Origin of the sequence: Thermoflexus sp. (assembly GCF_025055495.1) — a bacterium.
In the GTDB taxonomy this organism is placed as follows: domain Bacteria; phylum Chloroflexota; class Anaerolineae; order Thermoflexales; family Thermoflexaceae; genus Thermoflexus.
The window spans coordinates 1-14,883 of sequence record NZ_JANWXB010000155.1 but is presented as its reverse complement, the minus strand read 5'-3'; the positions used below and the strand labels follow the sequence as shown (position 1 = coordinate 14,883).

Annotated in this window: 9 protein-coding genes; 8 read left to right on the top strand and 1 reads right to left on the bottom strand. The window is 66.1% G+C overall.

The features are described 5' to 3' along the window. Nucleotides 1-72: 72 nt before the first annotated feature. The 8 genes from NZM16_RS05425 (at nt 73) to glyS (ending at nt 12,711) form a co-directional block, all read left to right on the top strand. The gene (locus NZM16_RS05425; RefSeq protein WP_295479161.1) at nt 73-954 is read left to right on the top strand and encodes a DUF1028 domain-containing protein; all 882 of its coding nucleotides are present in this window, start codon (nt 73-75) and stop codon (nt 952-954) included. Next, complete coding sequence (gene yqeC, locus NZM16_RS05420) at nt 954-2,351, top strand: selenium cofactor biosynthesis protein YqeC (RefSeq protein ID WP_295479158.1); 1,398 nt, start codon at nt 954-956, stop codon at nt 2,349-2,351. Before NZM16_RS05425 ends, yqeC begins: the two co-directional genes overlap by 1 nt. A gap of 214 nt (nt 2,352-2,565) precedes the next feature. Continuing rightward, nucleotides 2,566-3,378, top strand: coding sequence for an HAD-IIA family hydrolase (locus tag NZM16_RS05415; protein ID WP_295451184.1), 813 nt, complete (start codon nt 2,566-2,568; stop codon nt 3,376-3,378). Nucleotides 3,379-3,807: 429 nt separating this feature from the next. Beyond that, a complete protein-coding gene (locus NZM16_RS05410; protein ID WP_295479155.1) occupies nt 3,808-6,306 on the top strand; it encodes a glycoside hydrolase family 2 protein in 2,499 nt (832 codons plus the stop codon). A gap of 641 nt (nt 6,307-6,947) precedes the next feature. Then, nucleotides 6,948-7,481: an OsmC family protein gene (locus tag NZM16_RS05405; RefSeq protein WP_295451189.1), complete on the top strand. Its 534-nt coding sequence runs from the start codon at nt 6,948-6,950 to the stop codon at nt 7,479-7,481. A gap of 230 nt (nt 7,482-7,711) precedes the next feature. After that, nucleotides 7,712-8,302: an OsmC family protein gene (locus NZM16_RS05400; RefSeq protein WP_295451191.1), complete on the top strand. Its 591-nt coding sequence runs from the start codon at nt 7,712-7,714 to the stop codon at nt 8,300-8,302. A 50-nt stretch (nt 8,303-8,352) separates the two neighbouring features. After that, nucleotides 8,353-9,531 carry a cobalamin-independent methionine synthase II family protein gene (locus tag NZM16_RS05395; protein WP_295451194.1) on the top strand — a complete coding sequence of 393 codons (1,179 nt, stop codon included), beginning with the start codon at nt 8,353-8,355 and terminating at the stop codon, nt 9,529-9,531. A gap of 168 nt (nt 9,532-9,699) precedes the next feature. Further along, nucleotides 9,700-12,711: a glycine--tRNA ligase subunit beta gene (glyS, locus tag NZM16_RS05390; protein WP_295479152.1), complete on the top strand. Its 3,012-nt coding sequence runs from the start codon at nt 9,700-9,702 to the stop codon at nt 12,709-12,711. Nucleotides 12,712-13,032: 321 nt separating this feature from the next. Here the strand turns inward: glyS and NZM16_RS05385 are convergent, their stop codons facing one another. Then, nucleotides 13,033-14,457 carry an undecaprenyl-phosphate glucose phosphotransferase gene (locus NZM16_RS05385; RefSeq protein WP_295479150.1) on the bottom strand — a complete coding sequence of 475 codons (1,425 nt, stop codon included), beginning with the start codon at nt 14,455-14,457 and terminating at the stop codon, nt 13,033-13,035. Between the last annotated feature and the right edge of the window lie 426 nt (nt 14,458-14,883).

Sequence of the window (14,883 nt, the reverse complement as noted above, 5' to 3'; positions counted from 1 at the left end):
CCCCGAAAACCCCCAAAGAACACATTATCCACTTAAAATACATCGTGAGGATCTTCCCTACCGGAGGTCTGGATGCGCCCTTACGCCACCTTCTCCATCGTTGCGTTCGATCCCGCTCGCCAGGAATGGGGCGTGGCCGTGGCTTCCAAGTTCCTGGCTGCCGGGGCGGTGGTGCCCTGGGCCCGCGCGGGCGCCGGTGCCGTCGCCACCCAGTCTTACGCCAACACCCGCTTCGGACCGGAGGGGCTGGCCCGGATGGCGGAGGGGCTTTCCGCCGAGGAGACCTTAGCGGCCCTTCTATCGGAGGATCCGGAGCGCGAGAAGCGCCAGGTGGGCCTGGTGGATCGCCAGGGCCGCGCTGCCGCCTTCACAGGCTCCGAGTGCCTGCCGTGGGCTGGCCACCGCGTCGGCGAGGGATTCTGCTGTCAGGGGAATCTGCTGGTCGATGAGCGCACCCTGGAGGCGATGGCTGAGACTTTTGTAAAGACCTCCGGGGAGCTGGCAGACCGGCTGGCGGCGGCTCTTCTCGCTGGGGATCGCGCGGGCGGCGACCGCCGGGGCCGCCAATCGGCGGCCATCCTGGTGGTCCGGGAAGGCGGCGGCTACGGCGGCTTCAACGATCGTTACATGGATCTGCGAGTCGACGACGATCCAGACCCGGTCGTGAAGCTGAAGGACCTGGTGGAGCTCCACCATCTCTATTTCGGCGTCTCCCGACCCGAAGACCTTCTTCCGATCGACGAGGCCCTGGCCCGCGAGATCCAGCAGCTCCTGCGCCGTGCGGGCTACTATTCCGGCGAGATCACCGGCGTTTACGACGAGGCAACCCGTCGCGCCCTGGAAACCCTGTTTGGGATCGAGAACCTGGAGGAACGCTGGCAGACGGGGGACCGCATCGACCGGGTGGCCTGGGCGTTCCTTCGTCGACGCTTCGGTTTCGCGGAGGGCGGCTGATGGGCAGGCCGACGGATCTTCGGGAGACGCCGCTCGCTCTGTATGAAGCGCTGGGGTTGATCCCCGGGTCGGTGATCGCCTTCGTCGGGGCGGGCGGAAAGACCACAGCGGCCTGGCGGCTGCTCCATGAGCTGGGGCAACCCGAGGATCCGGCCGTGTGGACCACCACCACCCACATCGTCGAACCCATGCTCCCGAAGGGAACCGGCCTGCTCCTGACGGAAGATCCCGCGCCCGAGATGCTCCGGCCGCTCCTCCAGCAACTTCCCCGCTGGGTCCTGGGCGCCCGGCGGGCGGAGGCGCTGGCGGAGCCTCCCGATGGGCCCTATCCAGCTCATCCCTGGAAGCTGAAAGGGCTGTCGCCGGAACGGCTGGACCGCCTGATCCGGAGGGTTCCGGAGGCCTCCTGGTTGATTGAGGCCGATGGCGCGCGCCGGATGCTCTTGAAGTGGCCGGATGCTCACGAGCCCGCTCTGCCCGCAGAGATCGACGCGGTGGCGGTGGTGGCCAGCCTGGAGGCCCTGGGTCGCCCCATCAGCGCGGTCACCCATCGCGCCGGGCTGGCCATCGCTCACCTGGGCGGAAGGCCCGAAGACTCCGTCACGCCGGAGTGGCTGGCGGCCCTGGTCCGGCATCCCCTGGGCGGGCAGAAAGGGATCCCCGCTGGCGTGCGCCGTTTCTTGGTGCTCACCCGCGAACGAGCTCCGGACCCTTCGGCCTTCGAAGCTGTATGCGCCGCGCTGGGCGCTTCCCCTTTCGAACGCATCATCGCGCTGGTGGGCGGCGAGCCGGCGGCCCGTGTGGAATCCCCCGATGCCTCCGTGGCAGGGATTGTCCTGGCCGCCGGCGAGGGACGGCGGTTCGGCGGGCCCAAGGCGCTGGCGGACTGGCACGGCCGCCCGATGGTCCGCCACGGGGTCACGCTGGCCCGACGGGCCGGATTGGATCCGGTGATCGTCGTGGTCGGGGCTCAGGCGGACGCCGTGCGGAAAGCGCTGGCCGGGCTTCCCGTGCGCATAGTGGAAAACCCGGCCTGGCCCGAGGGGATGAGCCGCTCCATCCAGGCCGGCCTGCATGCCCTTCCCCCCGAAGTCGAAGCCTTTGTGCTCCTCCAGGTCGATCAGCCGCTGGTGCGTCCGCGCTGGCTGCGCCAGCTCATCGAGACCTATCGGGCGACCGGACGGCCGATGGTGGTCGGCACGGTGGATGACGATCCGCGCCCGCCGGCGTTGTTCGCCCGCTCGCTGTTCCCCGCCCTGATGGAGCTGGAGGGCGATCAGGGCGGGCGCTCGCTGATCCGGCGCTTCCCGGGGGCCGTCGCGCGGATCCCTGTGCCGGATCCGACGTGGGTGATGGATTTCGATACCCCCGAGGCCTATTGGGCCCTCGATCCGTAGGGGCTGCATACCGTGGTAGGCATGCGGGATATCGTGTCGGATTTTCCCATCCGTAGGGGCAGCCACGGGGGGCTGCCCCTACTGCCCCCATTAGGGTAGGCACAGGGGCCTGAGGGCAGGCACAGGGGCCTGCCTCTACGATGCGCCCCAGGGGGCCCGCGATGGGCGAGGGCATCCCATTCATCCATTCATCATCGCATGGAGCATCCGATCGATGGAACAACTACGTTCGCTTCGCCATTTGATCATCGACATGGACGGCGTATTATGGCGCGGGAAGCGGCCGATGGAAGGCCTCACGGATTTCTTCGCCTTCCTGCGACGATATGACATCCGCTTCATCCTGGCCACCAACAACGCCAGCCGCTCCCGGACGGATTACGTGGAGCAACTCGCTCGATTCGGGGTGACCGTGCGCCCGGAGGAGGTTCTGCCATCCTGCGACGCCACGGCGATCTATCTACAGCAGATCGCCTCGCCGGAGGCCCGGGTTTTCGTCGTGGGGGAAAAGGCCCTCCGCGAAGCGCTCACGGCCGCGGGCTTCCAGGTGGTGGAAGACGAGCACGCGGATTTTGTGGTCGTAGGGCTGGATTGGGGACTGACCTATGCTCAGCTGGCCCGGGCCGCCCGGGCGATCTGGAACGGCGCCCGGTTCGTCGGGACCAATCCGGATCCGGTGTGGCCCGGTGAGGATGGGCTTTATCCGGGCAATGGGGCAACCCTGGCGTTCCTGGAACGGGCCACGGGGGTGAGTCCCGTGGTGGTCGGCAAGCCGGAGCCCCTGATGTTCCAGATCGCCATGCAGCGGATGGGAGCGACCCCGGAGACCACGGCGGTGATCGGCGATCAGATCCCTACGGACATCGTAGGGGGCAAGCGGGCCGGGATGACGACGATCCTGGTTCTCTCCGGTGCCACCACCCGGGAGATGCTGATGAGGAGCCTGGTGCAGCCGGATTTCGTCTTTGCGGACATCCGGGAACTGAGGTCCGCCTGGGAGGCCCTTTTGGAGGGCGCCGCGCCCTGACCCGCAGAACCGCAGGCCGAAGGCTGGGGTGGTCGGACAGACGGCTTCGCCGCCCGCCCCCGCCTCGATCCCCCAGGTCAGCCTATCCGGGCAGTGAATTCCAGCTGGGATGTGCCGGCAGAAGTTCCGCAGTGGGGAGCCGTTCGGACGAGAGTGGAAGGGCCTCCTCTTCCCGAAAGACTTCTTTGGGGCGGAGCTGGGCGCTTTCGGCATCCGGTTCCACTCCCAAAGCGCTCTGAGGAAGCATACGGCGCAACTTGAATCCGTGATGAGCCCTTCTCGGAAGCGTCACCGCGCCCTTCCGGAGGGCCGGGCGGACCGCCTTCGGCGGATCCGCTCGCTTCCCCAAGCCCCGATCCAACGATGCCCATGCATCGCCAGTCCCTGAACGGAGCCTGGCTTTTCCGCCCCGCGGGCACCGGGGAATGGATGCCCGCCTGGGTCCCGGGCAGCGTCTACCGGGATCTGATGGCCATCGGCCGCATCCCGGATCCGTTTCTCGGCGATCATCTCGCTCGGGTCGCTTGGGTGGCGGAGAGCGATTGGGAATACCAGCGAACGTTCTCACCGGATCCGGCTCTGGCGTCGGAGGAGCAGGTGGAGCTGGTGTGCGCCGGCCTGGATACCCTGGCCGAGGTGTTTCTGAATGGGGAACGCCTGGGCGAGGCCCGGAACATGTTTCGATCCCACCGGTGGCCGGTGCGCCCTCTCCTCCAGCCGGGCGAGAACGTCCTGCTCATCCGCTTCCGCTCCCCCCTCGCCTTTGTCCGCGAGCAGCATCGACGTCGTCCGCTCCCGGGCCTTTTCCATCCCGGCGTCGCTCACCTCCGCAAAGCCCCCAGTCACTTCGGCTGGGACTGGGGGCCGGCGCTCCCCTCGATCGGCATCTGGCGCGAGGTCGCCCTGGAGGGATACTCCATCGCTCGCTTCACGGATCTTCGCATCCGCCAGCGCCACGAGGGCCATCGGGTCCTGCTGGTCCTCCGGGCACGCCTGGAACGGTGGTCGGATCTGCTGCTTTCCATAAGAGCGATCCTTCAGGATCCGGAAGGAAACGCTGTTCGATGGGAAGCTCCGGTGGAGAAAGATGAAATCGAGATGGGAATCCCCATCGAACGCCCCCGCCTCTGGTGGCCGAACGGATTAGGGGAACAGCCCCTTTACGTCCTGGAAGCCGAGCTGTGGGCGGGGGATCGCCTTCTGGATCGACGCCGGGAAATCCTCGGGCTGCGCACCGTAGCGCTCCAGCGGGAGCCGGACGCATGGGGTGAGTCCTTTCGCTTCGTGGTCAACGGCGTTCCGGTCTGGGCGCGGGGCGCTAACGTCGTTCCCCCGGACATCCGGAGTTCATTCGTCGAGGAAGAGCGGCTGGCCCATCTCGTGCGGAGCGCTGCCGCGGCGGGGATGAACATGCTGCGCGTGTGGGGGGGCGGGGGCTACGCGGACGACCGCTTTTACGCGCTGTGCGATCGCCACGGGATCCTGGTTTGGCAGGATTTCCCCTTCGCCTGCATGCTTTACCCCCTCGATGAGCCGGATTTCCTGGAGGAAGTGCGAGCGGAAGTCGTCGAGAACCTGCGCCGCCTCCGACATCATCCCTCCCTGGCCCTCTGGTGCGGCAACAACGAGATCGAGATGCTGTGGCCGTTGTGGCGATGGCAAGGGAAAGGACGGCCCGGGGAGCTGGCCCGTCTGGCCGCTGCCCACGAGCGGTTCTTCTACCGGTTGCTCCCGGAATGGGTGCGGGCGGAAGACCCGGATCGCCCTTACTGGCCGGGTTCCCCTTCCTCTGGAACGTTCCGCCAGGAGGTCAACCGGGACCATCGGGGAGACGTCCATCTCTGGCACGTGTGGCATGGCCTGGCCCCCACCGCCGCCTACCGGGATCGGATCCCGCGCTTTGTCAGCGAGTTCGGCCTTCAGTCCCTTCCCTCCAAGGAGACGCTCCTCGCCTTCGGCCCGCCGGAGGAGTGGAGCTTCCGGCGGCCCGCTATCCGCCAACGACAACGATCCCCTGGGGGCAACGAACGGCTGCTGTATTACCTGACCGAGCGGTTCCGGATCCCTCAGGATTTTGAGGAGCTGGCCTGGCTGACCCAGATCGCGCAGGCGGAGGCGGTGCGAAGGGCGGTGGAGGGCTGGCGGCGCCATCGGGATCGGTGCGGCGGTGCCCTTTACTGGCAATTGAACGACGCATGGCCCGCGATCTCCTGGTCGGGCATCGATTTCCACGGCCGGTGGAAGGCCCTACACTATGCGGCCCGCCGGTTCTTCGCCCCGATCGCCCTCGCCGTCGACATCCAGGGCTCCCAGGCGGAGATCTGGCTGTTCAACGACACCCGCCAGACCGTAAAAGGCCTGCTTGGCTGGTCCGTCGAAACCTTTGAAGGAACCCCACTGCTCCGCGGGGAGGAGCGCGTGCAGGCACCGCCGCTGGGGGCGATCCGGGTTCGGAAAGTGGAGGTGGGGACCCTCCTGCGACAACATGGCCGGGGCCTGGTGTTCGTGGTGGAGCCCGGGGAGGGCCTGGAGCCCCTGGGAACACAAGTGGAACTGTTCGCGCCGGAGAAGGATCTGGACCTGCCGGACCCTCAGCTAAACGCCGCGCTCCAGGCCAGCGGCGCGGAGGTGCGAATCACCCTGCGGGCGCGCGCCCTGGCCCGCTTCGTCACCCTCTCCTTGGAAGGCGCCGACGTGATCTTCAGCGATAACTTCTTCGATCTCCCCGCCGGCCGCGCCCGGTCGGTGCAGGCTCCGCTCCCCGCTGGCTGGACTCCGGAGGCGTTCCGCCGGAGCCTGCGGATTCGCACGCTGGCCGACATTCGCCCGATGGGCCCCCGGTGGCGCGATCGCCTCCTTCGTCTCCGGCTGTGGGCCTCCCCGCGCGGGATCCTGGAGCGATGGCTGAGCCAGTGGCTATCGCTGTAGATGGGATAACTCTCCCATGGGAAGAGCATCCCAGCAGAGGGGATTCCATTCCAGGGGGTTTTAAACCGCCTCGCGCTGACTTGACATAGAGTGAGTTCGGATTATAATGCCAGAAAATTCCACCTGCCTGCTTCGATCAGAACGAATGGAGATTTCGACAGGACTTCAACTTCAGGGACTGGGCATGGGCAGGATCGATCTTCGAGCTGTTCATACAACTTGCAGGTGTCCTTCGCGGGGATAGGGAGGGAAAACCTTCCCCGGTCCCGGTGTTCGCCGCGCTGGTTTCTCTTCCGAATCCCCGCTGCCTCTCCTGATCCCACGTCCCACTCCTTTGCTCGCATGACGTTCCCTTCCTTGCGCGAGTGCCGATTCCTGTGCCCCTTTAAGCTGTTCTGGCGAGCGCGTGCTATGAATTCAAGGCGGTTCACAGGGCGATCGATCTTTCCATGGGCCTGGAGAGGAGCTACATCTGCACCGCTTTCGAGGTCTGGATCGGAAGCTGAAAGGCTCTGCTCGGGACATGCTCTCCCTCTCCCCAGGGCCGCTTGGGCCTCGGAGAGAGACAGGCCTCAAAAGGCCCTGGAACAGGATCCATACCAGGAAGTCGCATGTAGGATATCCCTTTAAAGGAGGCGGCCATGGGAACGATCGTAAATGGGCTGGAGATCGAGCAACTACAGCAGCTGGTCGCCCAGGTGCAAGCGGATCCGGAGGCCGCTCGTTCTTTGAATCGCTGGACCGCACGGGTTCGCTGGCTGGGTGGTTTCAAAGGGCGAGCTTATATTCGGAATCACTCGTTTGTGATCGATGAGCCTGCCGATCTGGCAGGCAAAGACGAAGCCCCCAACGCGGTCGAATACGTGCTGGGCGCTCTGGGAGCCTGCCTCACGGTCGGCTTCGTGCTCAACGCGACCAAACGGGGGATCCCGATCCGCAATCTGGAGCTCGCCCTGGAAGGAGAGATCGATAACATTCTGACCTTTTTGGGATTGAGCAACGAGGGTCACCCGGGCTACCGGGAGATCGTGGTCAGGGCCTACGTGGATGCCGACGCGGATGAAGAGACGTTGCGGGCGATCTGGGCGGAGACCGTGGCCACCTCTCCGGTCGGCAACACCCTGGCCCGCTCCGTGACCCTGCAACCGGAACTCAGCCGGGTCGCGGCATCCTAACGAAAAACCCTCTCTCCATCCGGAAAACTTTGCGCGGAGCGGGTTTGCCTTCGATGGCCCTATCCCGCGCAAAAACGGAGAAGCAAAGCGGCGCTTTGCCCCCTCCCTCCCTGGATCCCTCAGGCCGTGGGGAGGGAGGGAAGGATGGGAGGTGCCACTCCATCCTTCCCTTTCAACTTCGAACGTCGTAAGTCCTATGCCAGATATACCTTTGCACAGGAGGAAGCCGGATGGGAACCCTGTTGAATGGCGTGGAGGTAGAAGAACTGCAGCAGCTACTGGAAGAAGTGCGCGCGCATCCAGAGGCCGTTCAATCCCGGCGATGGGCGCGTTTCCGCTGGGAGAACGGCTTAAAGGGCCGCGTGTATATCCGCAATCAATCCTTCGTCGTGGACGAGTCCGTCGATCCTTCGGGGCGAGAGGCGGGGCTCAGCGCGCTGGAATACGCTCTGGGCGCCCTCGGGGCCTGCCTCGGCCTGGGATTCATCTTCAACGCCACTCGCCGCGGCGTCGCCATCCGGAACCTCGAGGTGGCCCTGGAGGGCCGTATCGATAACCTCCTGCGTTTCCTGGGGCTGGGCGGGGAGGGCCATCCCGGATATCGGGAAGTGATCGCCAAGGCCTACGTGGATGCGGACGCCGATGAAGAGACCCTTCAGGCCCTCTGGACCGAAACGGTAGCCAACTCCCCGGTAGGGAACACCTTCGTCCGCCCAGTGGCCCTGCGAGCGGAGATCGCCACCGTCTCCGGATGGTGGTTCCGGTATACTCCCGGGGAGGATCAAACCCCCACCGAATCCCGTGGGGGAATGCCCTGTTAATCCACCGAAAAGAGGAAGTCCCCCGATCTTTTAGATCCCAGGAGGGAACGATGGCGCGCGATGGATTGCCTCTCTTTCCTGTTACCGTGGTGGGGAGCTGGCCACGGCCCCCGTGGCTTCTGGAAGCCCTGCGAAAGCGCCATGCGGGCCAGATCTCTTACCAGGAATTCCAGCAGATCGCCGACCGGGCCGTCCTGGAGGCCCTCCAGGCCCAGATCGAGGCCGGCGTGGAAATCGTGAGCGATGGGGAGCAACGGCGGGATAACTTTTACTCGTTCGTGGTCGACAAACTGGAAGGGGTCCGGATGATGAGCGTGGCCGAGATGTATGACTACGCGGAGGATAAGTCCTTCTTCGAGCAAATCCTCCGCCAGCTGGATGTGCCGGCCTACGCCATCAAGACCCCCGTGGCCGTCGATCGGATCCGCCTGAAGATGCCCCTGGCCCTGGACGAGTTGGAGTTCCTGCGCCGGCACACGGACCGGCCGGTCAAGATCCCGCTCCCCGGCCCCTATCTGCTCACCCGGACCATGTGGGTGCAGGGGCTTTCCGATCGAGTGTATCCCACCCGCGAGGATCTGGCCCAGGATGTGGTGGCCATCCTGCGGGAGGAGATCCTCCGCTTGCGAGATGCCGGGGCCGATTTCATCCAGCTGGACGAGCCGGTGCTGACCGAAGTGGTGTTCCAGCCTCCGGTCCACAGCCGCACCTTTATGTGCGCCTCTCTCTCCGCTGCGGCGGAGGACCCGCAGATGGAGCTGGCCTGGGCGGCTCAGCTGATCAACCGGGTCGTGCTGGGCGTCGAGGGGGTCCGCATCGGCGTCCACATCTGCCGGGGGAACTGGACCACGCGGGAGGAGGCGCTGCTCACCGGGGATTACCGGCCCTTGCTGGGCACTCTGGAGGCGATGCGGGTGCAGCAATGGGTGTTGGAGTTCGCCACCCCTCGGGCCGGCGACCTGGAGGTCTTCCAGGCGTGCCGGCAGAAGCGGGAGCTCGGCCTGGGCGTTGTCAACCCGCGCACCGCGGAGGTGGAATCCCCAGAGTTCATCATCGCCCGGGTGAAGGGGGCCCTCCAATACTTTGAGCCCTCGCAGATCTTCCTGAACCCGGATTGCGGCTTCGGGACGTTCGCGGAGCGCCCGGTGGCCACCCCCGAGGTGGCCTTCCGCAAGCTCCAGGCCATCCGCGCCGCCGCGGAGCAACTGCGGCGGGAATTCGGGGAATGATCCCATTCGTATTCGCAGAGGCACGCGGCCGCGTGCCCCACAACACAACGCAACCGGTGATCCATTTCACAGGGGGCAGGCCTTGTGCATGCCCCCATCCATGCCATAATGACAGGGGGCACATCCAACGTGCCCCCTGCTTTATATAGCGGCGGATGGAGGATCGGAATGACCTCTCGACGTCCTCTCTCGTTCCAGGAGATCATCCTTCGCTTGCAGGAGTTCTGGGCGGAGCAGGGTTGCCTGATCTGGCAGCCCTACAGCGAGAAGGTGGGGGCCGGGACGATGAACCCGGCCACCGTGTTGCGGGCGCTTGGACCTGAGCCCTGGCGGGTGGCTTACGTGGAGCCTTCTTACCGGCCGGCAGACGGGCGCTACGCGGAGAACCCGAACCGGATGCAACTCCACCACCAGTTCCAGGTGATCCTGAAGCCAGACCCCGGCAACCCGCAGGAGCTGTATCTGGAGAGCCTTCGCGCCCTGGGCATCGATTTCCGCCGCCACGACATCCGCTTCGTGGAGGACAACTGGGAATCCCCCGCCCTGGGCGCCTGGGGGCTGGGATGGGAGGTCTGGCTCGACGGGATGGAGATCACCCAGTTCACCTACTTCCAGCAGGCCGGCGGCCTCCCCCTGGACCCGGTGGCGGTGGAGATCACGTACGGCCTGGAGCGGATCGCCCTCTACCTTCAGGGCGCCCCGTCCGTCTGGGATCTGGATTGGGACGGCGTCCACACCTACGGGGAGATCCTGAAGCCCTCTGAGATCGAGCACTGCATTTACAACTTCGAACTGGCGGACATCGAGCGGCTGCGGGAGCTCTTTCAACACTACGAGGCGGAGGCCCGCGCCTGCATCGCCCGCGGCCTGGTGATCCCGGCCCACGATTATGTGCTGCGCTGCTCCCACACGTTCAATCTGCTCGACGCCCGGGGGGCGGTCGGGGTCACAGAGCGCGCCCGTTACTTCGCCCGCATGCGCGACCTGGCCCGCCAGGTCGCCCAGCTTTACCTGCAACAGCGGGAGCAGATGGGCTATCCCTTCCTGAAGAAAGCGCCGCCCGCCCCGGCCCCGGCACCAGCGCCGGCCCCGCCGACCGTCGAGACGGCCGAGGATTTCCTTCTGGAGATCGGCACCGAGGAGCTCCCGGCGCGGGATCTGGAAGCCGCCCTGGCCCAGCTCTCCGAGAACGCCCGGACTATGTTCGAGGAATCCCGCCTGGCGTATGAGGCGCTGGAGGTCTACGGGACCCCGCGCCGCCTCGTGCTCTACGTGCGCCGCCTCCAGCCCCGCACACAGCCGATCGAGACCTGGGTCAAAGGCCCGCCGGCCCACATCGCCTTCGACCCGGAAGGCCGGCCCACCCCGGCGGCCCTGGGCTTCGCCCGCGCCCAGGGGGTTCCTCCGGAAGCCCTCACGGTGCGGGATCTTCCCGAAGGGCGTTACGTGGGAGCCCTCAAGCGCGCCGAAGGGCAACCGGCTGCCGCCGTGCTGGCGGGGCTTCTTCCCCGTCTCATCGCCAGCCTGAAGTTCGAGCTGAGCATGCGCTGGAACGGCAGCGGCGTGGCGTTCTCCCGCCCGATCCGCTGGCTGGTCGCCCTCTACGGCCGCGAGGTGATCCCCTTCACCTACGCCGGGGTCTTTAGCGGCCGTGAAACCCGCGGGCCCCGCCCGAAGGGCTCACCGCGGATCCGCCTGGAAGGGGCCGCGGATTACTTCCCGGTGATGCGCCGGGCCCGCATCCTCGTTTCCCCGGAGGAACGGCGCGCGCGGATCCGGAAGGAGCTGGAGCGGCTCGCCGCAGAGGTCGGGGGGACGGTCCCCGAGGATCCCGAATTGCTGGCCGAGGTGGGGAATCTGGTGGAAACGCCCACCGTGCTGCGCGGGCGGTTCGATGAAGAAGCCCTGCGGCTGCCCCCCGAGGTGCTGATCACCGTGATGCGCAAGCACCAGCGCTACTTCCCGGTGGTTGGCCCGGAGGGACAGCTGCTCCCGTATTTCCTGGCCGTCCGCAACGGCGGCCGACGGGGGCTGGAGCTCGTCCGCCAGGGGAACGAGGCGGTGCTCCGGGCGCGGTTCGCCGACGCGGCGTATTTCTACGGGCACGACACCCGCCAGCCGCTGGAGGCGTTCCTCCCCCGCCTGGCCACTCTCACCTTCCAGGAACAGCTCGGCTCCATGCTGGACAAGACGCGCCGTCTGGAGGCCCTGGCGCCCGCCGTCGGAGCGCTGCTGGGATTGAGCGAGGACGAGATGCGCGCCCTGGCCCGGGCGGCCCATCTTTGCAAGGCCGATCTGGCCACCCAGATGGTGATCGAGTTCACGGAGCTCCAGGGGGTGATGGGGCGGGAATACGCCCGCCGGTGCGGGGAACCAGAGACCGTAGCGACCGCGATCTTCGAGCACTACCTCCCGCGCTTCGCGGGGGACGCGCTGCCCCAGACCCGGCCGGGGATTGCCCTGGGGATCACGGACCGCCTGGATTCCCTGGTCGGCCTGTTCGCCGTCGGGCTGGCGCCCACCGGCTCAGCGGATCCCTACGGCCTGCGCCGCGCGGCCTCCGGCCTGATTCAGATCCTCACCGCCCACCGTCTGCGCTTCTCCCTCTCGAAGGCGCTGAGCGCGGCGGCGTCCGTTCAGCCCGTGCCGGTGAGCCGCGAGGTCCTGGAGGAAGTCCATTCGTTTGTAATCGGCCGCCAACGGGCCGCCCTGCAGGAGGCCGGATATCGCTATGACGTGGTGGAGGCGGCCCTGGCCGCTCGGGGGGACGATCCGGCGTGGGCGGCCGAGACGGCGGGCGGCCTGCAGCGCGCCGTCGAGCGGCCGGACTGGCCTCGCCTGCTGGCCTCGTATAGCCGGTGCGTGCGGATCCTGCGCAAAGCCGAAAGCGAGGGGAGCCTTCCGGCCCCGGCGGTGGACCCGGCCCTCTTCCGGGAGGAGGCGGAGCGGCGCCTATGGGAGGCCGTGCAGGCGGTGCGGGGCCGGGTGCGGCCCGAGAGCCCGGTGGAGGACCTGGTCGGCGCGCTGGAAGCCCTGGCCCCGGCGATCGATCGCTTCTTCGAGGACGTCCTGGTGATGCACGAAGAGGAGGCGCTCCGCCGCAACCGGTTGGCGCTCCTGTGGGCGGTGGCCGGTCTGGCGGATGGGATTGCGGATCTCAGCCGGCTGGAGGGGTTTTGAAAGCAGAATATCACCCGACACAACCGCTAACCGGCCTATCCGAACGACACTTATGACTTTCAGCCCGAAAGATTTTTATTCTCCCCACTACCTGCGGCCTCTGGGCCATGGGAGAAGCGATCGCCCCTCCGGGCGGGCTTCCGTGCTTGAAATCGAAATTCGCAACCTGCCCCGCATCCAGGACAATCCGGTGAGGATGCCCACCCCAAGCCATGCTTCCCTAAGGCTTTCGGTGCGGGCAAAGCGATGGCATTCCCCGGGTGGGGAGAGGGGCAAGCATCTTAGACCGGGTCCATAGGGGAGGGCCGGCCCGGAGCGCGTTCAATATGCCCCTTCCCCCATCAGGACCCGGGGGATGGTGCGCAACATGATCTCCAGATCCAGCAGCGGCGACCAGTTCTCGATGTAGTAGATGTCCAGCAGGCACATCTCGTCAAACGTGAGGTCGCTGCGGCCGGAGATCTGCCAGAGGCCGGTCATCCCCGGGACCGCCGCCAAGCGCTGGCGCTGCCACGGCTTGTAGGCCTCCACCTCGGAGGGCACCGGCGGACGCGGCCCCACCAGGCTCATCTCCCCTTTCAGCACGTTGATCAACTGCGGCAGCTCGTCCAGGCTCAGCCGCCGCAGGATCCGCCCGACCCGGGTGACCCGCGGGTCATTGCGGATCTTGAAAAGCGGGCCGCTGGCCTCGTTCAGCGCCCGCAGTCGTTCCTGCTCCTGCTCCGCCCCGACCCGCATGGTGCGGAACTTATACATCGTGAACAGCCGCCCGTCCTTCCCCACCCGCACCTGCCGGAAGATCACCGGGCCCGGCGAGTCCAGCCGGATGGCCAAGGCGATCAGCGCCATGAGCGGGGCTGAGAGAAGGAACAGAAGGGTGGCCAGGACCAGATCCATCGCCCGCTTGATGCGGAACTGCCACGGGGAAAAACGCGCCTCCCGCACGCCGATCAACGGGATCCCGTCCAGATCCCGCACGTCCAGACGGCTCAGGGTCAGCTGGAAGGGATCCGGGACGATTCGCACTGGGACCCGATGGGCTTCGCAGCGCTGAACCACTTCCTGAATTCGATCATAGAAGGCCATAGGAAGGGTGATAATGACCTCATCCACGGCGTCTTCGCGTAACACCTTCGGCAGATCATCGAGGGTGCCTCGGGCGCGGAAAGGGCCGATATCCGTGCGGGCCTTTTCCGGATCATCGTCCACAAACCCCACGATCCGATACCCCAGTTCGGGGCGGGCCAGAGCCGCTCGCATCACCGCTCTTCCCAGATCCCCCGCCCCCACGATCAGGGCCCGCACCACGCCGATCCCCCGCCGGCGCATCATCCGCTCTGCCCGGCTTTCAAAAAACCGCAAGGCCCCCAGCAAAAGGACCACCAGCAGGGCCGCTTCCAGGAACATCAATCGGGAGTAAAAAAGGGATTGAGAGAAAAACACCACCGCCATCAGGACCAGGGTGCTCTTCGCCACCGCGTTGAGAATGCGATACATCTCCTCCAGCCATGGCGCCCCCATCTGCGGGGGGTATACCCGATCCAGACGAAACAGCGACATCAGGAGAACGGTCCAGGCGATCTGGAAGGGAATATAGGCGGAAAACGGAGCATCGAAAGTGATTTCCCGGAACCACTCCCATCGGTAACGCATTAGATAAGCCAGCACGAAGGCGACCTGGATCACGATTAGATCCAGGCCGACTCGAATCCATCGCCACCACCATGGGATCTTTTGATTCAACATGGAGAGCGATTCCCGTTGGGCAGACATCCCAGTATGGATTTCAGGAGTTATGCAGTTGGGAGCTGGTCCGATGAGGATGAGTCGGTCACCCGTTCAACGCTGCCCTCTATCTTCCCGACGACCCAGGCGGCGCCCCAGCCCAAAACCCATGGAAGTTACACCTGGCATCCCTGCTCCTCTCCCTGCAGTCCTCCGGACCGCAGGAGAGGAGAAAGGAAAAACACCTCGCCCCCCCTTCACGCTGTGTGCAACTTCAGGCGGCAAGTGCAATCCAAGCGCCTTCGGGAGGAAAGCAGGCCAGGCCCCTCCCCCCTTTTCCCCCTCCCTAGGGCCTCTGAGGCCCTGGAGAGAAGGGAGAAAAATGTTTTTGGGGCTGGGGCGCTGCCGAAGGCAGTGCCCCCCCCCCAAAGCCCCCAAACCCCCCGG

Excerpts from the sequence above, each read along its gene's own strand:
- NZM16_RS05425 (WP_295479161.1), top strand. The coding sequence starts at position 73 with ATGCGCCCTTACGCCACCTTCTCCATCGTTGCGTTCGATCCCGCTCGC.
- yqeC (WP_295479158.1), top strand. The coding sequence starts at position 954 with ATGGGCAGGCCGACGGATCTTCGGGAGACGCCGCTCGCTCTGTATGAA.
- NZM16_RS05415 (WP_295451184.1), top strand. The coding sequence starts at position 2,566 with ATGGAACAACTACGTTCGCTTCGCCATTTGATCATCGACATGGACGGC.
- NZM16_RS05410 (WP_295479155.1), top strand. The coding sequence starts at position 3,808 with ATGCCCGCCTGGGTCCCGGGCAGCGTCTACCGGGATCTGATGGCCATC.
- NZM16_RS05405 (WP_295451189.1), top strand. The coding sequence starts at position 6,948 with ATGGGAACGATCGTAAATGGGCTGGAGATCGAGCAACTACAGCAGCTG.
- NZM16_RS05400 (WP_295451191.1), top strand. The coding sequence starts at position 7,712 with ATGGGAACCCTGTTGAATGGCGTGGAGGTAGAAGAACTGCAGCAGCTA.
- NZM16_RS05395 (WP_295451194.1), top strand. The coding sequence starts at position 8,353 with ATGGCGCGCGATGGATTGCCTCTCTTTCCTGTTACCGTGGTGGGGAGC.
- glyS (WP_295479152.1), top strand. The coding sequence starts at position 9,700 with ATGACCTCTCGACGTCCTCTCTCGTTCCAGGAGATCATCCTTCGCTTG.
- NZM16_RS05385 (WP_295479150.1), bottom strand. The coding sequence starts at position 14,457 with ATGTTGAATCAAAAGATCCCATGGTGGTGGCGATGGATTCGAGTCGGC.